Genomic DNA, 21,279 nt, shown 5'->3' with positions numbered 1-21,279 from the left:
ACACCCCTACGACCGCATCCGACGGCCCGCCGTCACGACCGCACCGCACGAACCACCCTTACGACCGCGAAAGTCCGCCGCCATGTACGAGCTGTCCCGGGTCCGCCTCTACTCCATCGGGCCGGCCGGTGCGCGTTACGCCGACACCGTGCTGGACCTGCGGGGTGTGGGCGAGTACGTGCCCGACCCCGCGCCGCAGCAGGCGGAGTTCTTCGAGGAGGAGCCCACCGGGCCGCCGCGCCGGCCGGCACCGGCCGGTGTCCTCTTCCTGGAGAACGGCGGCGGCAAGTCCGTCCTGCTCAAGCTGATCTTCTCGGTGATGCTGCCGGGCCACCGGAACACCCTGGGCGGTGCCAGCTCGGGTGTGCTGCGGAAGTTCCTGCTGGCCGACGACTGCGGGCACGTCGCGCTGGAGTGGCAGCACACGCTGACCGGTGAATGCGTCGTCGTGGGCAAGGCGAGCGAGTGGCGGGGGCGGCAGGTCTCCAACGACCCGAGGAAGTTCGCCGAGGCCTGGTACTCCTTCCGGCCCGGCCCGGGGCTGAGCCTCGACAACCTGCCCGTGGCCGAGTCCACCGCCGTACGGCCGCCCGTCGAGGGCGCGTCCGGCGCGCAGGGCCGGCGGCGGACCATGAAGGGCTTCCGGGACGCCATCACCGAGGCGGGCAAGGCGTATCCGCACCTCGAAGTGCACTGGGAGGAGATCCACGACCGTTGGAACGAGCATCTGACGGACCTCGGTCTCGACCCGGAACTCTTCCGCTACCAGCGGGAGATGAACTCGGACGAGGGCGAGGCCGCCGGACTCTTCGCGGTGAAGAAGGACTCCGACTTCACCGATCTGCTGCTGAGGGCCGTCACCGACACACGTGACACGGACGGGCTCGCCGACCTGGTCGGCGGGTTCGGCGACAAGCTCGGGCGGCGGGCCGAGTTGATCGCCGAACGGGACTTCACGGCCGGATCCGTGGATCTGCTGGGTCGGATCGTCGAGGCCGCCGAGGGACGGTCACGGGCACGGGACATCCACGCGGGCGCCGAGCGGCGCACCCGCACCCTGGCCCGACGTCTTTCGGCGCGGGCCGCCCGGGAGCGGCTGCGGGGCACCGATCTCGCCCAGCGGGTCACCGCCGCCGCGTACGCCGTCACGCACTCCGAGGCCGCCCGCGACCGCAGCGCGCTGATCGCGGCCGAACTCGCCTACCGACACGCCTCGTTGGCGCTGGCCGCCGCGGAGAAGTCGGCCGCAGCGCAGAAACGCGAGCTGGCCGACGCGCGCACCCTGCACTCCGCCTGGCAGGCGGCCGAGGCCGTGCTCAGGCACCGGACAGCCGCCGACCGCGTGGCCCGGGTGGCCGCCGCCATCCAGGAGGCCGAACGGGACGCCGCCCCGGCGCTCGCCGCCCGCGCCAGGGCCGCCGTCGACCTCGTACGCGCCCTGCACGCCGCCGCGGGGAGCGCCGAGGACCTGGCGAACGAGGGCGAGGAGAAGTCGGCCGCCCTGCAGGAGGTCGGCGAGGCAGCCCACCGGGATGCCACCGTCGCCGCCACCGAGGCGCAGCGCGCCCGCAGCGAGGTCGGGCACCTCAGGCAGCGGCTCGGCGAGGTCGAGCAGGAGACCGCCGAGGCCGTCCGCGCGGGCTGGCTCGACGACACCGCGCCCGACGCCGATCCGGCGCGTGCCGCCCTCGCCGCCAGCGACGCGGAGAAGACGGCCGTCGCCGCCTGGGACACCGCACGCGAAGCCTCGCGCCGCGCCTCCGAGCATGCCCGGGAGGCGGCCTCCACCGAGTCCCGCGCGGAGCTGACGGCCGCCCGCGCGGCGGACGCGGCGACCGCCGCCGAGCGCGCCTACGACGGGGAGCGGCGCACGGCGCAGGCCCTGGCGGGCGAGGAGCGGCTGGCGGAGCTGCTGAGCCTGCCGGGGGTCTCCGGCAGGGCGCGGGCCGCGGTGCCGGAGCCCCGCAGCGCCGAGGGCACGGGTGGCGCCGCGGCCGGGAGGACCACCGGAGCCGGTGGCGGAGCGGCCGACGGCTTCCGTACGGCGGACGAGCGTGCCTGTGCCGACGGCTCCCTCACCCCCGAGGAGCTGGACCGTTTCGCCGACGAGCTGCGTGAGCTGCTCGACGAGAACGTGTCGTCCGCCGAGCGTCACCTCTTCGAGCTGCGCACCGCCGCGGCCGACGACTCCCGCATCCTGGGCGCCCTCGGCGACGGCGGGCTGCTGCCGCCGGGCCCGGACGTCCTGGCGACGGTCGAGTTCCTCGGCGAGCACGGCATCCCGGCCCTGCCCGGCTGGCGCTACCTCGCCCAGGCCGTGGACCCCGTCGACCACGCGCGCGTGCTGGCCGCACGCCCGGAGCTGGTCGACGGCGTGATCATCACCGACCCGGCCTCGCACGCCCGGGCCCGCGAGGCGCTCAGCGACGCGGCACTGCTCCCGAGGTCCGCCGTGGCCGTCGGTACGGCGGCCGCCCTGCTGGCCCCGACGCCGCCTGTGGACGCGGGCGACGGCCCCTCCTCCGAGGTCTTCCTCGTGCCGCCGAACCCGGCCATGCACGACGAGCACGCGGCCGACGAGGAGCGGCAGGCGCTGCGCGTACGGGCGACCGAGCGGGACGAGGAGATCCGGGAACTCGCGGCCCGCCTCGGCAAGGACCGTGAGCTGGCGGCCCGGCTCTCCTCGTGGCGCACGGGGTGCCCGGCGGGCAGGCTCACCGAGCTGGCCGCTGCCGCCCAGGAGACGCGTGCGTTCGCCGAGGAGTCCGAGGCGGAGCTTTCCCAGGCGCGGACCGTACGGGCCGAGGCCGAGGAGGCGGCCGCCGAGGCGGCCCAGGTGCGCGACGAGCGGCAGGAGGCCGCGCAGAAGGCCCGCCGCGCCGCCGACGCCCTCGCCGGACTCGCCTACCGGCTGCGGGAGCGCGCCGGCTGGCAGGTCAAGCTCCGCGAACTCGCCGACGAGGCCACCGAGTCCGAGGCCCGCGCCCAGTTCTGTCTGGAGCGGGCCCGCGCCGCCGACGAGGACCGCCGCGCCACCCAGCGCGGCGCCGACGATGCCCGGCGCACCGCACGTGCGCTGCGCGCCGAGCGCGCGGAGATCGCGGGCGCCCCCGACGACGTACCGGAGACGGACTCCGACGCGCCCAAGCACCCCCTCGCGGCCCTCCGCGAGGCCTACCGTGCCGCCTCCCAGGTGTACGAGAAGGTCGGCGTCGGCGCCGATCTGCGCGCCGAGCAGGCGCGGGCCGAGAGCGACGAGAGCTCCGCCATCGCCGACCTCGGCCGGTTGACCAACAAGGTCCGCAACCGTGCCGAGCAGCTCCTGCAGTCACCCGACGGCTCCGACGGGCCCTCCCGGCAGGCCGCCGCCGCCCGCGCCGAGGAACTCGTCCAGCTCCTGGAAACCCGTGTGTCCACGTCGAGCGAGCAGCTCGGGCGGCTGCGCGGCGAGGCCGAGCGACACGCGCCCGAGGACGGCGACGCGCACACCGGGCTGCCCGAGGAGCTGCTCCCGCGCGACGCCGACCACGCCCAGGCCCTGCTGCGCACCGCCACCGCCGAACTCGCCTCCCGCGCCGAGGCGCTGACCCGGGCCCGCGAGGCCCACGCCGAGCTGCTGGCGTCCCACCGCGCCGCCGAGGACGCGGCCGGCGGCTTCGACGAGACCGCCGCCATGCTCCGCGACCTCCTCCGTGACCACTCCACGGACGACGACCAGGAGGAGCCCGAGCCCTACCCCGGCGGCCCCGAGGAGGCCCGTACGGCCGCCGCCGAGGCCCGCCGCTCACTGCGCGGCTGCGCCGCCGACCTCTCCGCCGCCGAGGGCTCCGTACGCGAGGCCGCCGACGTTCTCGTACGTCACGCCAACTCCACGCGCTACGAGCAGGTCCGTACGCCCGCCCGCCAGCAGATCCGCGAGCTGCCCGCCTCCTCGCTCCCCGAGCACGCCCAGAAGTGGGCCGACGCGTTCGCACCCCGGCTTCGGGTCCTCACGGACGAGCTGGCCCAGCTCGAACGCAACCGGGACTCGATCGTCGACCGGCTGCGGGGCCTGGTGGAATCGGCCCTCGCGACGCTCCGCTCCGCCCAGCGGCTGTCCAGGCTCCCCGAGGGCCTGGGCGAGTGGTCCGGCCAGGAGTTCCTGCGTATCCGCTTCGAGGAGCCCGACCAGGCCACCCTCACCGAGCGGTTGGGCGAAGTCGTCGACGAGGCGACCCGCGCAGCCGTGAAGAAGAACTCCGACATGCGCCGCGACGGCATGTCCCTGCTGCTCCGGGGCGTCGGCGCCGCGCTCCAGCCCAAGGGCATCGCCGTGGAGATCCTCAAGCCGGACGCCGTGCTGAGGGCCGAGCGCGTCCCCGTCGGACAGATGGGCGACGTCTTCTCGGGCGGCCAGCTGCTCACCGCCGCCATCGCCCTCTACTGCACGATGGCCGCGCTCCGCAGCAACGACCGGGGCCGGGACAAACACCGCCACGCCGGCACACTGTTCCTGGACAACCCCATCGGCCGTGCCAACGCGACGTACCTGCTGGAGCTCCAGCGGGCGGTCTCGGACGCACTGGGCGTCCAGCTCCTCTACACCACGGGCTTGTTCGACACGACAGCCCTGGCGGAGTTCCCGCTGGTCATCCGCCTACGCAACGACGCCGACCTACGAGCGGGTCTGAAGTACATCAGTGTGGAGGAACACCTCCGCCCGGGACTGCCCCAGCAGCCCCGGGCGGGGGAGACGGCACACACGGAGATCACCGCGACACGCATGTACAAGAGGCCCACCACAGCCGCCCCCTGAGGGGCGCGGGGGACCGCGCGACCAGCCCGAACGGACCCGCAGCCACCCCACGCCCCAAGGCGCCGCGCCTCAGGCGTCGGCCTTCAACAGGTCCGCACACTTCTCACCGATCATCATCGTCGTGATGCACGGATTCACGGTCACCAGATCCGGCATCACCGACCCGTCCGCCACCCGCAGCCCCTCGACCCCCTTCACCCGCAGCCGCGCGTCGAGCGGGGCCGAGGCGTCGTCGTCCGCGCCCATCTTCACGGTGCAGGCCGGGTGGTAGACGGTGTTGTGGGTCTTGTGGATGTAGTCGAGCAGCTCGTCGTCGGTCCGGACGTCCGGACCCGGCGCCAGCTCGGCCCCGGCCCAGCCGCTCAGCGCCGGCTGCGCCGCGATCTGCCGGGCGAGACGAAGGCCGTACGTCATCACGCGCGCATCGTGCTCGTGCGTGAAGTAGCGCGGGTCGACCTTCGGCTTGTCCCGGTAGTCCCGCGTGCGCAGCCGCACGGTGCCCCGGGACTTCGCCCGCGTCACGTTCGGCGTCAGGCAGAACGCGTTCTCGGAGGTGGGGTAGCCGTGCCGGGCCGTGTTCATGTCGAACGGCACGGACCCGTAGTGGAACATCAGGTCCGGCCGGTCCAGACCCGGTTCGGTGTCGTAGAAGATGCCCGCCTCCCACCACTGGTTGGACTCGGTGGGCATCGGCTGCGCGGCCTCCCACATGATGACGCCCTCGGGGTGGTCCTGGAGGTTCTCGCCGACGCCCGCCGAGTCCACGACCACGTCCACGCCGACCTCGCGCAGCTGTTCGGCGGGGCCGATGCCCGAGAGCATCAGGATCTTCGGGGTGTCGATGGCGCCGCAGGAGACGATGACCTCACGCCGGGCGCGCACCGTGCGGGTGTGGATGAGGTCCGGGTCCAGATACTCGGCGCCGACACAGCGCCGCCCCTCCAGCACCAGCTTCTTGGCGTGGACCCCGGTGCGTACCTCCAGGTTCGGGCGCCTGCCCATGATCGGGTGGAGGTACGCCACGGAGGAGGACTGCCGGATGTTGTCCTCGTCGGAGTTGATCTGGAACCAGTTGGCGCCCCGGATGACCGTCGTGCCCGTGTTGAAGGGCGTCGTCGGGATACCCGCCTGGACGCAGGCCTCCAGCAGGGCGTTGCCGCACGGGTCCTCGCTCTTGATGGTGCGGAGCTTCACCGGGCCGCTGCGGCCGTGGTGGTCGCCGGGCCCGTCGTTGGTCTCCAGGCGCCGGTAGAGCGGGAAGAGGTCGGCCGCGGACCAGCCCGTGCAGCCCGCGGCCGCCCAGTCGTCGAGGTCTTCCGCCGGCGCCCAGAAGGCGATGCAGGAGTTGTGGGACGAACAGCCGCCGAGGACCTTCGCTCTCGCGTGCCGCATGAAGCTGTTGCCGCTGGCCTGCGGCTCGACCGGGTAGTCCCAGTCGTAGCCGGAGTCCAGCAGGCCCATCCAGCGTTCCAGTTTCAGGACGTTGTCGTCGCCGACGTCACTGGGTCCCGCCTCCAGGACGCACACCGTGACCGACGGATCCTCGGAGAGCCGGGCCGCGACGACGTTTCCCGCGGTGCCGCCGCCGACCACGACGTAGTCGAATTCGTCTGCCTTCATGGGGGTTTCGACCTCCTGCGTTGCTGTGCTGCCGTGCCGTTGTGCTGAGTCGGACTGTGAGGTTGACCCGGCCTTCAGTCGGCGGCCGGGGAGCCGACGGGGGCGGCGGGCGACGCGGGCGGCGATGTGGGGCCGGCCTCCACGACCACGCGGTGCTCGGCGAGCACGCCGGTCTTGTGCCGCTGGACGAACCAGTAGTAGGCGAAGCCGCCGCCGGCGATGATCCCGACGAAGAGGACCGCGCCCCACTGCAGGTACCAGTGGAACGGGGCGGCCGCGTTGTAGACCGCGGCCCGCGGCCAGATCAGGTTGAGCGTCATGCCCGTGCCCCACACCACGGCGAGGATGTTCACGAGGACGCCCCAGCGGCCCAGCGAGAACCGGCCGTCCCCGGCGGGCTGCCACTTGCCGCGCAGCCGCGCCACCAGCATCGGGACGGTGACGCCCAGATAGGCCAGGTAGATCATGATGATGCCGATGCTGGTCACCACGGTGAAGATCTGCGGCTGACGGATGTTGACCACGAGGATCGCCAGCGCGAGGACCCCGATGATCACGGTCGGCAGCACCGGTGTCTGGAACTTCGGGTGGCACTTGGCCAGCTTCGAGGAGGCGGGCAGGTTGTTGTCGCGGGCCATCGCGAACGCCAGCCGGACAGCGGCGGTGTGGACGGCCAGGGCGCAGACGGTGACCGCGATCAGGACGCACCACAGCATCGCCTTGCCGGCTGTCGGGCCGAGCACGTTGAGCACGACGTACTGCAGACCGTCCGTGGACAGCTGCTCGCCCTTCAGGCTGGAGACGCTCATCAGCGCCAGCAGCAGGATCAGACCGCCGAGGAGGAACGAGGCGACGATCGCCCGGATGATGGCGCGCGGCGCGTTGCGGGTCGGGTCCAGCGACTCCTCGCCGAGGGAGGCGGCCGTGTCGAAGCCGTACATGACGTACGCCGACGCCAGTGAGGCCACGAGGAACGCCCCCAGGTAGCCGTTGCCGTAGGCGTCCCCGGTGCCGTTGGTCTCCAGGACCACCTGCGGGCCACGGGTGATGTGCACGGCGAACAGCACGATCAGCACGACGGTGGCGATCAGCTCGATGAACACGCCCGCCGTGTTGATCCGGGCCATCAGCTTGACGCCGAAGGCGTTCACCACAGTGGTGAACAGGATCAACACTGCGGCCAGGATGACCGCGTTGGTCGCCACGTCGTACTTACCGGTGCCGTCCCCGACGAACTGGAACACGTCGGAGATCTGGGGCAGCGTCAGCTGGTAGGCCAGCGCGACCGCCGCGATCGACACGATGGAAGCGGTCAGCATCATCCAACCGGCGAGCCAGCCCAGGTGCGGGTTGCCTATCTTCTTCGACCAGTTGTAGACCGAGCCCGCGACCGGGTAGCGGGCCGCCAACTCGGCGAAACAGAGGGCGACCATGAACTGGCCGACGAACACCATCGGCCACGACCACCAGTAGGCGGGGCCGCCGCTGGCGAAGCCGAAGTAGAACAACTGGAAGGTGCCGGTCAGGATCGAGATGTAGCTGATCCCGGCGGCGAAGGTGTGGAAGTTCCCGAGGGTGCGCTTGAGCTCGGGTCTGTAGCCGAACTCGGTCAGTTCGGTGTCGTCGGATGGGTTCTTCGGTCCGGTGGGTTGCTCGATGGTCGTCATGAGCGGACTCCTGGTGGGCCTTGGGGAGGAGGGGGAGTGGCTCTTGCGCGTGCCGAGGACGGTGCGGGAGGGGGTGGGGCACGGAGGACGGTGCGGGAGGGTGGCGCGTGGGGAGGGAAAAGCTAGGCGAACCAACCTTGCGGTGAAGGGTCCGTGTTGCGCCAGATGTGCTTCGCCTCGCGATACTCGGCGAGCCCCGCGGGCCCGAGTTCGCGGCCGAAGCCGGACTGCTTGACACCGCCCCATTCGGCCTGCGGCACATACGGGTGGTAGTCGTTGATCCACACCGTGCCGATCCGCAGCCGGGCCGCGACCCGCTGGGCCCTGGCCTCGTCCGTCGTCCATACGGCACCGGCCAGACCGTAGATCGTGTCGTTGGCCAGCCGTACCGCCTCGTCCTCGGTGCTGAACCGTTCCACCGTCAGCACCGGCCCGAACGACTCGTCCCGGACCACGGACATCGTGCTCGTGCACTCGTCCAGGACCGTCGGCAGGTAGTAGAAGCCCTCGTCGTACGCGGCGCCGCTCGGCCGCTCGCCACCGCAGCGCAGCACGGCGCCCTCGGCCATGCCCTGGGCGACGTACTCCTCGACCTTCGAGCGATGTGCCGCCGAGATCAGCGGGCCGGTCTGCGCCCGCTCGTCGAAGGGGCCACCGAGCCGGATCTCCCGCGCCCGGCGGACGACCTCGTCGACGAACCGGTCGTGCAGCGAATCCTCCACCAGCAGGCGGGCGCCCGCCGAGCACACCTGCCCCGAGTGAAGGAAGACCGCGGTCAGCGCCATGTCGACGGCCGTGTCGAAATCGGCGTCGGCGAAGACGATGTTCGGGTTCTTGCCGCCGAGCTCCAGGGCGACCTTCTTCACGCTCGCGGCGGCGTTGGCCATGAGCCGGCGCCCGGTCTGCAGACCGCCGGTGAAGGAGACCAGGTCCACGTCCGGGTGGTCGGAGAGCGGGGCGCCCGCCTCGGGCCCCGCGCCGAGGACCAGGTTGGCCACGCCCGCAGGCACCCCTGCCTCCTCCAGGAGGCGCATCAGATGGATCGCGGTGTGCGGGGTCAGCTCGCTCGGCTTGAGCACGAAGGTGTTGCCGGCCGCGAGCGCCGGGGCCACCTTCCAGGCCGTCTGGAGGAGGGGGTAGTTCCATGGGGTGATCAGCGCGCACACCCCGACCGGCTCGTACACGACCCGGCTGTCGACGCCCGCCTGGCCGGTGTCGACGACCCGGCCCGTCTCGGCGGTGGCCGCCCGTCCGAAGTAGCGGAAGCAGTTCGCGATGTCGTCGATGTCGTACTCGCTCTCCACCAGCCTCTTGCCGGTGTCGAGGGACTCGGCGCGGGCGAGCGCGTCCTTGTCGCGTACGAGAAGGTCGGCCACACGAAGCAGCAGATCACCGCGGTCGGCGGGCGAAGTGGTGGGCCAGGGGCCCTCGTCGAAGGCGCGGCGTGCGGCCGTGATCGCCTCCACGGTGTCCTTGCCGCCGGCCTCGTCCACGACCGCGACCAGGCTGCCGTCGGCGGGACAGCGGATCTCACGTGTCCGCCCGTCGAGCGCGGACCGCCATGCTCCGCCGATGAAAAGTTCGGGCATGTCTCTCGTTCCTCCTGGTCAGCGCCGTACGGGCAGGCGCCCTCACGGCTGGGCGCCTAACCGGAAGGCCGCGTTCTATGCCAAAAAGGAGGCCGAATGTGACGGTCGACACGCTTGGTCAGAAAGCCTGGACATCCGAGGGAACCGCCCTCACCTTCTCCGGCAACACGTCCGAAAGGTCCTGAGGTGGCGCCGGTGACACCAAGCACACCACCCTTCGGGCACCCCCGCGACGACATGGCCGAATGCGTACGTTCACAGGTTTCGAGGTGAGAGGTCACACGCGCGGCACCACGTGGGCCGGTGCGAGGTTGCCGGATCGCGCTCCGAAGGGCTCTTGGCCGACCCGTCACCGTCCCGGTCCGGACGGGAACCGCCTCGCGCGGCCGACGAGCCGGAACCCGTGGCGCGCCGACGGCCTGTCCGGAGGGTGGGCCCATGGGTCGCATGGGCCCACCCCCGATGCCCTACGGGTGCGACAGCTGCCCGGCACCACCCCGTCGGCGTATCCGCTCCTGCGCGCGCTCCATGGCCCGTGCCTCGCGGCGGATCCGCCGCCGCTCACGGCGCAGCGAGCGCGCCGTGCTGCTGGGGGCCGAGATCACGCCGTTGCGCTGGCACCACACCTGGCGGGTCACCCAGACGTCCAGGACGCCCCACGTCGCCGCGATCGTGCTCGCCACGCTGCTCAGCACCATGGGGAACGCCAACCAGGAACCCGCCAGGGTGCACAGGAACGCCACCATCGCCTGCATCAGTGTCACCGCGATGATGAGGACGGCTCGCACCGCCGCCGTCCGCACCGGGTCGGGCAGCCGCCGCTTGCGCGCCGGTTCCTCGATCCACAACGGCCGGTAATGCACCCGCTCTTCGTCACCACGGGCGGATATCCCCCGTACTTCCACCGCGGCGCTCTTCCCCGTCAGGAGGCCGCGCTCCGGTTCCCGAGCGCTTCGCGCCGCCACCTCGGGCGCCGCCGCTCCGTCCCCGGGCGCCGCGCGCCGCTCCGCCGTGCCCATCAACTCGTCACTCCCCACCGCCGGTGGACCAACAGATCCGGATCCCGAGACCCGGCCCCCCACTGGTGCCCGACTTCCTCTGGTTTACGCCGCCTGGGAGCGGCATGCGGGGCCTGTGGCCCATTCCGCCCCCAATTCCCGTACAGAAAGACGATCGACGTACGCCGAAGATTCCCACGGAACGAAAAAATCCGGCCAACCGGCCAACTTCCCCGACGGGATGCCATGGGTTCAAGTACCCGACAGGGGGAGGCAATCTCCCCCAATGGACGGACAACTCCCCATGTCTGGTTCGCCTCGGGTGCGCAGCGCACCCGACCGGCCCTTCGAGATACGTGTGAGTCGGTAGTAGGCTCACGCCGTTTGTTGACGCACATGTGTGCCCCCGGGCCTGGCGGGGGTCGAGCTGGGGGAGGCCATGCGCTTTCGCGGGAAATCGATCCGCCGGAAGATCGTGGCGCTGTTGCTCGTGCCCCTGGTGGCACTGACCGGTGTCTGGACGTTCGCCACGGTGCTGACGGGCCGTGAGGCGAGCGATCTCTTCAGGGTGGCGGACATCGTCGAGGAAGTCGGCTTCCCCATCGAGGACACCATCCGTGTTCTCCAACAGGAACGCCGCCAGACCCTCGTCTACCTCGCCGCCCCCCGGGCCTCCGGGGCGCTCGACGCACTCGACCGCAGCCGGTCCGCCACGGACGCCGCCGTGGAGGAGTTCCGTAAGCACGCCCAGAACTCCGAGCTGCGGGACGAGATGGGCGAGGCCACCTCACTGCGGCTCACGACGATCCTGGACGCCCTCGACGGCCTGCCGTCCCTGCGCACCACGGTCGAGAGCGGCACCGTCACCGTCCCCGATGCCCTCGGCCACTACAACAACCTCGTGGATCCGTGCTTCGCGCTGTTGTCCAACCTCCCCGCCCTAGACAGCGTGGAGATGGACAAGCAGGGACGCGCCCTGGTCAACGTCGGCCGCGCCCGTGAACTCCTCTCCCGTGAGGACGCCCTCATCAGCTCCGTGCTCGTCACGGGCCGGATCACGAAGGACGAGATCCGGGACTTCTCCGACCTTGTCGCCCAGCGCACCCTGCTGTACGACATCAGCCTGGCGCAGCTGCCCTCCTCCGAGCGCGCCCGCATCGGCGGCTACTGGAAGAACGCCGGCACCGCGCCTCTGCGCTCGGTCGAACAGGCCGTCATCGCCTCCGACCCGGGCAAGCCCCGCGGTGTCACCGCGAAGAGCTGGGACACCGCGGTCGAGCCCGTGCTCGCGGACCTCCGCGACCTCAGCGTCGAGGCGGGCGACCGTTACCAGGACCGCGTCCGCCCGCTGGCCACCAACGTCATCCTCAGGGCCGCCGTCGCCGGTGTCCTCGGCCTCTTCGCCCTGCTCGTCTCGCTCTTCATGTCCGTCCGCATCGGCCGGGTCCTCATCCGCGACCTGCGCAGGCTCCGCCAGGAGGCCCACGACACCGCCGGGGTGCGGCTGCCCAGCGTGATGCGCCGGCTCGCCGCGGGCGAACAGGTCGACGTGGAGACCGAGGTGCCGCTCCTGGAGTACGACAAGAACGAGATCGGCGAGGTCAGCCAGGCCCTCAACACCCTGCAGCGGGCAGCAGTCGAGGCCGCCGTCAAGCAGTCCGAACTCCGCAGCGGCATCTCCGAGGTCTTCGTCAACCTCGCCCGCCGCAGCCAGGTCCTGCTGCACAAGCAGCTCACCCTCCTCGACACCATGGAACGCAGGACCGAGGACACCGACGAACTCGCCGACCTGTTCCGCCTGGACCACCTGACAACCCGTATGCGGCGGCACGCCGAGGGCCTGGTCATCCTCTCCGGTGCCGCCCCGTCCAGGCAGTGGCGCAAGCCCATCCAGCTCATGGACGTCGTCCGTGCGGCCGTCGCCGAGGTCGAGGACTACGAGCGGATCGAGGTCCGCCGGCTGCCCCGGGTCGCCGTGACCGGCCCCGCCGTCGCCGACCTCACCCATCTCGTGGCCGAACTCCTGGAGAACGCCACGGTGTTCTCGCCCCCGCACACCGCGGTGCAGGTGCTCGGCGAGCGCGTCGCCAACGGCTTCACCCTGGAGATCCACGACCGGGGCCTCGGCATGTCGGCCGAGGCTCTGCTCGACGCCAACCTCAAGCTCGCCGAGACCCCCGACTTCGAACTCTCCGACACCGACCGGCTCGGTCTCTTCGTGGTCAGCCGGCTCGCCCAGCGGCAGAAGGTCCGCGTCTCCCTCCAGCCCTCCCCGTACGGCGGCACCACGGCCGTCCTGTTCATCCCCGACGCCCTGCTCACCGACGACGTCCCCGACACCAACGGCATCGGCTTCCGCCTCGACCGCGCCCTCCCCACCCGGGAGGCCGAGCTGGAGGAGGAGCGCAACGCGGCACTCTCCCAGGTACCGGTCCGGCTTCCGGGGCTCTCCGCCGCCATCCTGGACGGCCCGGTCGAGCTGGAGGCACCGGTCGACCTGGAGTCCCCGGGCGGGTTCCCGGGCGCCCTCGGCGACGAGAACGCCGGGCGGGGCGGACTGTTCGGGCCCCGCCGTTCCCTCACGGGCGTCGCCGAAGAACAGCAGCAGCCGGCACGCGACCGCGATGGGCAGCAGTCGCCCCTCACCGACCCCGACCCGACGCTCGGCCCCGTACCGCTGCCGCAGCGCCGGACCCCGCACCTCGTCAGCTCGCACGGCCGCGCCGTGAGCGGATCCAGGGCGAGGCACGCGGAGGACGAGCCCGAGCAGGGCCGTACGGCGGGCCCCGAGGGGAGCGCCGACACACGGCCGTTCACCGCCCTGCGCGGCGACCGTACCGAACCGCCGGCCCACCTCGGAACCGACCGCCCGGGCCCCGCCGCGCTCCCCGGGACACACCGCGCCGGCACCCTCCCCCCGGCCGGGTACGAGGGCCCCGCCCTGCCCCAGCGCCGCCGTACGACCTCTGCGGGTGGCGCGGTCCCGACGACCTCGCAGTACGGTGTGGGCGCGCCGACCCCGCGTGCGGACACGACGGACGACCAGGCAGAATCAGCTCCGGGCCCGCTGCCCCGTCGCGTCCGACAGGCCAACCTGGCACCGCAGTTGAAGGCAGGCCCCGACCGGCGTGCCGAACGCGAGGGTGCCCGTCCGGAGCGGCGCTCGGATCCCTCCGAACGCGACGCCGACGAGGTACGCAACCGTATGGCCTCGCTCCAACGGGGCTGGCGGCAAGGCCGCGAGGAGAACTCCGAGGGCGACGACGCCCAGGACGTCTCAGCACCAAGAGGAACGACTAAGGGGGACGGTCGATGACCGCACCGAAGGCCGAAGTGCACACCGCGTCCGGCACGTCCGGGGAGCTGAACTGGCTCCTGGACGACCTGGTCCAGCGTGTCGCCAACATCCGCAAGGCGCTGGTGCTCTCCAGCGACGGACTGCCCACGGGCGTCTCCGAGGACCTCACCCGAGAGGACAGCGAGCACCTGGCCGCCGTCTCCTCCGGCTTCCACAGCCTCGCCAAGGGCGTCGGCCGTCACTTCGACGCGGGCAGCGTCCGGCAGACCGTCGTCGAACTCGACGAGGCCTTCCTCTTCGTCACGGCCGCCGGCGACGGCAGTTGTCTCGCGGTCCTCGCCGACGCCGACGCGGACATCGGCCAGGTCGCCTACGAGATGACCCTTCTCGTCAAGCGGGTCGGCGTGCACCTGGGCTCGGCCCCGCGCACCGATGTGCCCCAGGGCGGGTAGTGGGATGGCATGAGCCGAGACGGTCAGGGAAGAAGCCACTGGTTCGACGACGAGGCCGGGCCAGTGGTGCGTCCGTACGCGATGACACGCGGCCGGACCAACCACGCGATCCAGCACCGCCTCGACCTGATCGCCGTGGTCGTCACGGAACCGCACGTCGACGACCCGGAGGAGGACCACTCCCTCTCCCCTGAACACGTCCGTATCGTCGAGCTCTGCCGTGACACCCCCCAGTCGGTGGCCGAACTGGCCGCCGACCTGGACCTCCCCGTCGGAGTCGTCCGCGTACTCGTCGGAGACCTCGTGGACGAGGAACTCGTCCACGTGACCCGCCCCGTCCCACCGGCAGAGCTGGTGGACGAGAGCATTCTGCGCGACGTGATCAACGGCCTCCGGGCGCTCTGAGCAGCGTGGAAACGGAGTGGATACGTGACAGCCAACCATCCAGCAGGAGAAAGACCGATGATCCTCGGGCGCACTGAGCGCGGCACACCTCCGGTCGAGCCCGTCACGCTCAAGATCCTCGTGGCCGGCGGTTTCGGCGTGGGCAAGACGACCTGCGTCGGCGCGGTCAGCGAGATCAAGCCGCTGCGCACCGAGGAGGTGCTCACCGAGGCGGGCCGCCCGGTCGACGACACCAGCGGTGTGGAGAGCAAGACGACCACCACCGTCGCCATGGACTTCGGGCGCATCACCCTCCGCGAGGACCTGGTCCTTTACCTGTTCGGGACCCCCGGCCAGGACCGCTTCTGGTTCCTCTGGGACGAACTGGCCTCCGGTGCCCTGGGCGCGGTGGTGCTGGTGGACACGCGTCGTCTGGAGGACTGCTTCGCCGCCGTCGACTACTTCGAGCGGCGCTCCATACCCTTCGTGATCGGTGTCAACTGCTTCGACGACGCCGCACGTTACCCCGCCGAGACGGTCCGTCAGGCCCTCGACCTCGACCCCGAGGTGCCGATCGTGCTGTGCGACGCCCGTCGACGGGACTCGGTCAAGGACGTCCTGGTCTCCGTGGTCCGCCACGCGATGGTGCACGCGACGGAGCACCGCCAGCCCGCCATCACCTGACACGGCCCGTACCCCCGCCGACAGGGGTACGGGCCGTTGCTTCATGACACGCGCGCGTGGACATGTTCCGCGTTCCGAGCGGACGAACACACCCACGCGTGCCTCGATCTCAGCTCACGTGGTCGTCCTCAGCGCACTTCGTCCTCGTGCCAGCCGAGGCTCTTCTCCACCGCCTTGCGCCAGTTGTGGTATTCACGGTCACGGGCGGACGCCTCCATGGACGGCGTCCACTCGACGTCCTTGCGCCAGTGCGACTTCAGCTCGTCGAGATCGTTCCACACCCCGGTCGCGAGCCCGGCCGCGTACGCGGCACCCAGGCAGGTCGTCTCCGAGACCCGCGGCCGGATCACCGGCACGTCCAGGACGTCCGCCTGGTGCTGCATCAGCAGGTTGTTCCTGGTCATGCCGCCGTCGACCTTGAGGGTCGTGATGCGCACCCCGGAGTCCTGGAACATGGCGTCGACGACCTCACGCGTCTGCCAGCTCGTCGCCTCCAGTACCGCGCGCGCGAGATGCGCCTTCGTGACGTACCGCGTCAACCCGGTGATGACCCCACGCGCGTCCGAGCGCCAGTAGGGGGCGAACAGACCCGAGAACGCGGGCACGATGTACGCTCCGCCGTTGTCGTCGACGCTCGCCGCCAAGGGCTCGATCTCGTCGGCGGTACGGATGATGCCGAGCTGGTCGCGGAACCACTGCACCAGAGCCCCCGTGATCGCGATCGACCCCTCCAGGCAGTACACCGGCGCCTCGCCGCCGATCTTGTACCCCATGGTCGTGAGCAGCCCGTTCTTCGACGGCACAGGCCGGTTCCCGGTGTTGAGGAGCAGGAAGCTGCCGGTCCCGTACGTGTTCTTCGCCGTGCCCACGTCGTAGCAGGCCTGCCCGAACACCGCCGCCTGCTGGTCTCCGAGCGCCGACGCGACGGGCACGCCGGCGAGCGGGCCCACGGCGGTGCCGTACACCTCGGCGGAGGACCTGATCTCCGGCAGGACCGCCTCCGGGACGTTCATCGCGGAGAGGATCGAGGTGTCCCACTGCAGGGTCTCCAGGTTCATCAGCATGGTGCGCCCGGCGTTGGTGACGTCGGTGACGTGCCGGCCGCCGTCCGTACCGCCGGTCAGGTTCCAGATCAGCCAGGAGTCGATCGTGCCGAACGCGATCTCGCCGCGCTCGGCGCGGGCCCTGAGACCGGGGACGTTGTCGAGCAGCCAGGTGGCCTTCGGACCCGAGAAGTAGCTGGCCAGCGGTAGACCGGTCTGCTCACGGAAACGATCCTGCCCGTCCGTGCCGCCGAGTTCGTTGCAGAGCGCCGAGGTACGCGTGTCCTGCCAGACGATCGCGTTGTGCACGGGCTTGCCCGTCGTGCGGTCCCACAGGACCGTCGTCTCGCGCTGGTTGGTGATGCCGAGCGCGCTGATCTGCTCCGCGCGCAGGCCCGCCTTGGCGATCGCCCCGGCCACCACCGCCTGCACCTTCGACCAGATCTCGGTGGCGTCGTGCTCCACCCACCCCGGTTTGGGGAAGATCTGGCGGTGCTCACGCTGGTCCACGGCGACGATGGCGCCGCCGTGGTCGAAGATGATGCAGCGGCTCGAAGTGGTGCCCTGGTCGATGGCGGCGACGTACTTCTGGGCGTTGTCCGGCATGACATCCCCTCACGTCTTACGTCGATTCACGTCTTATGTCGGTCGCGTCAGAAGGCTGCGTCGTAGATGAGACCCGCGAAGGCGCCACCGATCAGGGGGCCGGCGACCGGGATCCAGGCGTAACCCCAGTCCGAGGTGCCCTTGTTCGGGATCGGCAGGAAGGTGTGCACGATGCGCGGGCCGAGGTCACGGGCCGGGTTGATCGCGTAGCCGGTGGGCCCGCCCAGGGAGAGACCGATGCCGACGACCAGGAAGGACACCAGCAGGACCGAGATGCCGGAGCCGTAGATTCCGGCTTCTTCGCCCGGGACCTGGCCGATGCCGATGCCCGTGTTCCGGCCGAGGGCGAGGATCGGCAGGACCAGGGCGATCGTCGCGATGATCTCCGTGATCAGGTTGGCGACCGGGTTCCGGATCTCCGGGATCGTGGAGAAGATCCCGAGCGTCGGCGTCGGTTCGGACGCCGTGGCCTCCGCGGTGCCCTCCTCGCGGACGTTCGCCTGGAACTGCGCGAGATAGACGAGGTAGGCGAGGACCGCGCCGAGCATCGCGCCGACCAACTGGCCGAGCAGATACACCCAGACCTTGTCCCAGGTTCCCGTGTCGACCGCGATCCCCAGCGTCACCGCCGGATTGAGGTGCCCGCCCGACAGGGGAGCGGCGGTGTAGGCGCCCGCCAACACGGCGAAGCCCCAGCCGAACGCGATGACGATCCAGCCCGACGCCCTCGCCTTCGAGAACCTGAGGGTGACGGCGGCGCACACACCGGCGCCGAAGAGAATCAGGATCGCCGTACCGATGACCTCACCGACGAATATGTCTCCGTTGCTCATGGCGGCTCCTTGGCCCCGGCCCGGAGCGATCGACCCCGGACCTTCCGTGCAGGGTGCGTTCCCATGGCTACTTCAGCCGAAGGCAGGGAGATCCCGCGCCCCGCCCGGCGTCCGTGACGAGCGTGCCGTCGCAGCCGAATCGCCCACGGGGATGGCCCGTTGCGCGGGCGGGAGCCCGAGCGGCGTGGTGCACAAAGAGGCCCGAATACGGCGATGCCGACCGACACCGGAAGTGTTCACCGGCACCCAGGGGGCGTCAAGAACACGGACGGCAACGGTTGGGAGCGGCTACGGGGCGCACCCACCCCGCGCTGGACCGAACCCGGGCCGACCGGACACCGAACCGGGCGGAGCGAGGCACGACGCGACAGCGGCCTCGCCCGGACGAGCGGGCACGGAGGAACCGAATCGCTCGCACGGCCACAGGTCGCCCGGCGGCGACGCGTCCAGCCCGACCGAGTCGGGGCCGAGATCCACGGGCAACCGCAGGGGCACGTCACCGTCGCCGACCCCGTCCGCGAGGATCCCGCAGCCCTCGCCCAGGAGCACGGCGACCGCCTCCGGCAGCTCCGGCCGCGGCACGTGTGTGTACGACGGCGACACGACGTCCAGGGTCACTCCCGGGGCGGTCTCCTGCCCCCGTGCGGATGCCGCAGCACGGCCGTACCGGGGGGCCGCTCAGGTCGGCGAGCCGCCGCCCGGCTCGTCGATGTGGCCGGCCGGCCGCCGAGTCCGGGGTCCCGGCGGGCCTGGGCGAGGACGTCACCGGCCTTCGTACCGGCCTCCGTGTCCGAGGAATGCGCGGGCGCACGACCGCGCCGCCGACGCGGCCGGGGGCATGAGTGAGCGCCGATCACCGAACAGCGACCACCGCCGACCCGTGCCCGAACAGCCCCTGGTTGGCGCTGATGCCCACCCGCGCCCCCTCGACCTGCCGGTCGGTCGCCTCACCCCGCAGCTGCCACACCAGCTCGCACACCTGGGCGATCGCCTGCGCCGGAACCGCCTCTCCGAAGGAGGCCAGCCCCCCACTGGCGTTCACCGGTATACGTCCGCCCAGCGCCGTCACGCCGTCCCTCAGCAGCTTCGCGGCCTCGCCCTCGCCGCACAGCCCCAGGTCCTCGTACCACTGCAACTCCAGCGCCGTGGACAGGTCGTAGACCTCGGCGAAGGAGAGATCGTCGGGCCCGACGCCCGCCTCCTCGTACGCAGCCCGCGCGATCGACGCCCGGAACGCCTCCTCCGGCGGTGCCACCGCGACCGCCGAGTCCGTGGCGATGTCCGGCAGGTCCAGCACCGGGTTGGGATAGCGGGGCGACACCGTGGACACCGCCCGTATCCGCACGGGTTCGGCCACGCCGTGCCGCCGCGCGAACTCCATGCTCGACAGCACCAGTGCCGCACCCCCGTCCGAGGTCGCGCAGATGTCCAGCAGCCGCAGCGGATCGGCGACGACGGCGGAGGCCGCGACCTCGTCGGCGGTGACCCGCTTGCGGTAGCGCGCGAACGGATTGAGCGCCCCAGACGCGGAGTTCTTGACCTTGACCCGCGCGAAGTCCTCCGGTGTGTCCCCGTGCACCGCCATCCGCCGCCGCGCGTACAGCCCGAAGTACGTCGGGTTGGTGGCACCGAGGACCCGGAACCGCAGCCAGTCCGGATCGTCCGCCCGGTCCCCTCCGGCCGGCCGGAAGAATCCCTTCGGAGCCGAGTCCGCACCGACGACGAGCACCACGTCCGCGAGGCCCGCGAGGATCTGGGCCCGCGCGGTGCCGACCGCCTGAGCCCCGGAGGCGCAGGCCGCGTACACGCTCGTGACCCGGGCGCCCTGCCAGCCCAGCGCCTTCGCGAAGGTCGCCCCCGCCACATAGCCCGGATAGCCGCCACGCACCGTGTCCGCTCCGACGATCGAGCCGACGTCCCGCCAGTCGACCCCCGCGTCGGTCAGCGCCGCACGCGCCGCCGCCGTCCCGTACTCGACGAAACTCCGCCCCCACTTGCCCCACGGGTGCATACCCGCGCCCAGCACCGCCACCTCGGCCGTCATGCCCTCACCCCCGTCGGCCTCCAGTGCCACGTCGTCCAGGTCGTCTCCGCGTCCTCGTTCAGCACACCGGGGACGACCTCCACCTCCATGCCCACCGCCAGATCGGCGACGGTGACCCCGGGAACCGCCTGTCCCAGCACCACGAGGCGTTCCTCGGCCAGTTCCACAGCGATCAACGCGTACGGTTCCCACGGAAGTTCCGGATCGGACACGTAGGGTGACGGAGGCCGGTACCGGCCGTCGGTGTACGACCACACACGGCCCCGGCGCGACAGCGGGACCTCGCGCAGGTCACCGCCCGGACAGCCCGGGTTGCGGCAACAGGCGTCCTCACGGGGGAAGAACACCGAGGCGCACGCCGAACAGCGCGTGCCGAGCAGCCGGAACCGCTCGCCCTCCCCGGTGAACCATCCGGCGACCACAGGTGTGCGACTTCGCGACAAAGTCCCTCCCCGGCGAACAGATCTGATGGACCGTCAGAATTCTTCCACGGCCGTCTCGAATTGGGCAGGCCGCGGGAGAACCAACGAGGCCCCGCCCGCGTCGCAGTATCGGGAGGGTCGGCCGGGGCCCACGGGGGTGGTTCCGGCCGACCCTCCCCGTGTACCCACGGGCTCTGCGGCGTGGCGCATTGACCCGCCCCGGTAAGACGACGAGCTGATGATCGGATACAGTCCGCCGCGTGTCAGCGAATCAACACCCACCCGCCAACTCCGCACCGGACTCGCATTGTTCGAGATGCGGAGCGCCCTACGGAGAGGGCGTGTCCGGCTGGCCCCGCACCTGCGAGGCCTGCCACACAGTGGCCTACCGCAATCCGCTCCCCGTCGCGGTGGCCCTCCAGCCCGTGTACGACACCAAGGGCACAGCCCTCGTCGTGATCACACGGACCATCGCCCCCGCGCGCGGCGGCACCGCCCTGCCCGGCGGCTTCATCGACCACCGGGAGGACTGGAAGCACGCCGTCGCCCGTGAACTCAAGGAGGAGACGGGCATCTGCGTGGCCGACCGCGACGTGCGCCTCGCCGACGCCATGAGCTCACCCGACGGTCATCTGCTGCTGTTCGGGCTCCTCCCGGAGCGCTCGGCCGCCACCCTGCCACCGCCCGTCGAAACGGACGAGACGGAGGGCTGGCACCTGCTGCGCCGACCCACCGAACTCGCCTTCCCCCTGCACACCCTGGCCGTCCAGGCGTTCTTCGACGGCCGCTACATCTGAGTCGAACCCACGTCCGCCATATCTGAGCGGAAGCCATCTCCGAGCCG

15 protein-coding genes are annotated in these 21,279 nt (G+C 71.4%); 6 read left to right on the top strand and 9 right to left on the bottom strand.

From position 1 onward, the window contains the following. Positions 1–82: 82 nt before the first annotated feature. A complete protein-coding gene (locus OG858_RS07685; RefSeq protein WP_086749717.1) occupies positions 83–4,795 on the top strand; it encodes a hypothetical protein in 4,713 nt (1,570 codons plus the stop codon). 69 nt (positions 4,796–4,864) lie between these two features. Here OG858_RS07685 and OG858_RS07680 read toward each other — a convergent pair whose 3' ends face one another. The 4 genes from OG858_RS07680 to OG858_RS07665 all read right to left on the bottom strand — a co-directional run bounded on the left by OG858_RS07680 (position 4,865) and on the right by OG858_RS07665 (position 10,690). Continuing rightward, on the bottom strand, positions 4,865–6,415 hold the full coding sequence (locus OG858_RS07680; protein ID WP_319067419.1) for a GMC family oxidoreductase: 1,551 nt from the start codon (positions 6,413–6,415) through the stop codon (positions 4,865–4,867). Positions 6,416–6,489: 74 nt separating this feature from the next. After that, a complete protein-coding gene (locus OG858_RS07675) occupies positions 6,490–8,082 on the bottom strand; it encodes an APC family permease (protein ID WP_319067421.1) in 1,593 nt (530 codons plus the stop codon). Between the two features lie 122 nt (positions 8,083–8,204). Then, entirely contained in the window at positions 8,205–9,671 is a 1,467-nt protein-coding gene (locus OG858_RS07670; RefSeq protein ID WP_319067422.1) for an aldehyde dehydrogenase family protein, read from the bottom strand. A gap of 467 nt (positions 9,672–10,138) precedes the next feature. Beyond that, entirely contained in the window at positions 10,139–10,690 is a 552-nt protein-coding gene (locus tag OG858_RS07665) for a hypothetical protein (protein WP_086753377.1), read from the bottom strand. 418 nt (positions 10,691–11,108) lie between these two features. Between OG858_RS07665 and OG858_RS07660 the strand changes: the two genes are divergently transcribed. Genes OG858_RS07660 through OG858_RS07645 form a run of 4 tightly spaced genes read left to right on the top strand, consistent with a single transcriptional unit; the run spans position 11,109 to position 15,487 of the window. Continuing rightward, positions 11,109–13,985 carry a nitrate- and nitrite sensing domain-containing protein gene (locus tag OG858_RS07660; RefSeq protein ID WP_327743550.1) on the top strand — a complete coding sequence of 959 codons (2,877 nt, stop codon included), beginning with the start codon at positions 11,109–11,111 and terminating at the stop codon, positions 13,983–13,985. Then, positions 13,982–14,419, top strand: a complete 438-nt coding sequence (locus tag OG858_RS07655; RefSeq protein ID WP_037701234.1) for a roadblock/LC7 domain-containing protein — start codon at positions 13,982–13,984, stop codon at positions 14,417–14,419. The genes OG858_RS07660 and OG858_RS07655 overlap by 4 nt, the downstream gene beginning before the upstream one ends. Before the next feature lie 9 nt (positions 14,420–14,428). Further along, entirely contained in the window at positions 14,429–14,824 is a 396-nt protein-coding gene (locus OG858_RS07650; protein WP_005485618.1) for a DUF742 domain-containing protein, read from the top strand. Positions 14,825–14,881: 57 nt separating this feature from the next. Next, entirely contained in the window at positions 14,882–15,487 is a 606-nt protein-coding gene (locus OG858_RS07645) for a GTP-binding protein (protein WP_086752554.1), read from the top strand. 128 nt (positions 15,488–15,615) lie between these two features. Here OG858_RS07645 and glpK read toward each other — a convergent pair whose 3' ends face one another. From glpK to OG858_RS07620, 5 genes are all read right to left on the bottom strand, one after another. Next, positions 15,616–17,136 (bottom strand): glycerol kinase GlpK, encoded by a 1,521-nt coding sequence (gene glpK / locus OG858_RS07640; RefSeq protein WP_319067424.1) that lies wholly within the window; start codon positions 17,134–17,136, stop codon positions 15,616–15,618. Positions 17,137–17,183: 47 nt separating this feature from the next. Continuing rightward, positions 17,184–17,969, bottom strand: coding sequence for an MIP/aquaporin family protein (locus OG858_RS07635; protein WP_086746074.1), 786 nt, complete (start codon positions 17,967–17,969; stop codon positions 17,184–17,186). A 288-nt stretch (positions 17,970–18,257) separates the two neighbouring features. Further along, positions 18,258–18,587: a hypothetical protein gene (locus OG858_RS07630; RefSeq protein WP_086746075.1), complete on the bottom strand. Its 330-nt coding sequence runs from the start codon at positions 18,585–18,587 to the stop codon at positions 18,258–18,260. Positions 18,588–18,822: 235 nt separating this feature from the next. Continuing rightward, complete coding sequence (locus tag OG858_RS07625; protein ID WP_086746078.1) at positions 18,823–20,013, bottom strand: lipid-transfer protein; 1,191 nt, start codon at positions 20,011–20,013, stop codon at positions 18,823–18,825. Then, a complete protein-coding gene (locus OG858_RS07620; RefSeq protein WP_086746076.1) occupies positions 20,010–20,435 on the bottom strand; it encodes a Zn-ribbon domain-containing OB-fold protein in 426 nt (141 codons plus the stop codon). The genes OG858_RS07625 and OG858_RS07620 overlap by 4 nt, the downstream gene beginning before the upstream one ends. A gap of 260 nt (positions 20,436–20,695) precedes the next feature. Here OG858_RS07620 and OG858_RS07615 point away from each other — a divergent pair, with 260 nt between their 5' ends. Then, positions 20,696–21,232 (top strand): NUDIX domain-containing protein, encoded by a 537-nt coding sequence (locus tag OG858_RS07615; RefSeq protein WP_086746077.1) that lies wholly within the window; start codon positions 20,696–20,698, stop codon positions 21,230–21,232. The last annotated feature ends 47 nt before the right edge of the window (positions 21,233–21,279 follow it).

The sequence above is a fragment of the Streptomyces europaeiscabiei genome (genome assembly GCF_036346855.1).
Taxonomy (GTDB): domain Bacteria; phylum Actinomycetota; class Actinomycetes; order Streptomycetales; family Streptomycetaceae; genus Streptomyces; species Streptomyces europaeiscabiei.
The sequence above is the reverse complement of the archived record's forward strand: the minus strand, read 5'-3'. Positions and strand labels throughout refer to the sequence as shown.

Excerpts from the sequence above, each read along its gene's own strand:
- OG858_RS07675 (WP_319067421.1), bottom strand. The coding sequence starts at position 8,082 with ATGACGACCATCGAGCAACCCACCGGACCGAAGAACCCATCCGACGAC.
- OG858_RS07650 (WP_005485618.1), top strand. The coding sequence starts at position 14,429 with ATGAGCCGAGACGGTCAGGGAAGAAGCCACTGGTTCGACGACGAGGCC.
- OG858_RS07625 (WP_086746078.1), bottom strand. The coding sequence starts at position 20,013 with ATGACGGCCGAGGTGGCGGTGCTGGGCGCGGGTATGCACCCGTGGGGC.
- OG858_RS07665 (WP_086753377.1), bottom strand. The coding sequence starts at position 10,690 with ATGGGCACGGCGGAGCGGCGCGCGGCGCCCGGGGACGGAGCGGCGGCG.
- OG858_RS07670 (WP_319067422.1), bottom strand. The coding sequence starts at position 9,671 with ATGCCCGAACTTTTCATCGGCGGAGCATGGCGGTCCGCGCTCGACGGG.
- OG858_RS07655 (WP_037701234.1), top strand. The coding sequence starts at position 13,982 with ATGACCGCACCGAAGGCCGAAGTGCACACCGCGTCCGGCACGTCCGGG.
- OG858_RS07635 (WP_086746074.1), bottom strand. The coding sequence starts at position 17,969 with ATGAGCAACGGAGACATATTCGTCGGTGAGGTCATCGGTACGGCGATC.
- OG858_RS07660 (WP_327743550.1), top strand. The coding sequence starts at position 11,109 with ATGCGCTTTCGCGGGAAATCGATCCGCCGGAAGATCGTGGCGCTGTTG.
- glpK (WP_319067424.1), bottom strand. The coding sequence starts at position 17,136 with ATGCCGGACAACGCCCAGAAGTACGTCGCCGCCATCGACCAGGGCACC.
- OG858_RS07680 (WP_319067419.1), bottom strand. The coding sequence starts at position 6,415 with ATGAAGGCAGACGAATTCGACTACGTCGTGGTCGGCGGCGGCACCGCG.
- OG858_RS07645 (WP_086752554.1), top strand. The coding sequence starts at position 14,882 with ATGATCCTCGGGCGCACTGAGCGCGGCACACCTCCGGTCGAGCCCGTC.
- OG858_RS07685 (WP_086749717.1), top strand. The coding sequence starts at position 83 with ATGTACGAGCTGTCCCGGGTCCGCCTCTACTCCATCGGGCCGGCCGGT.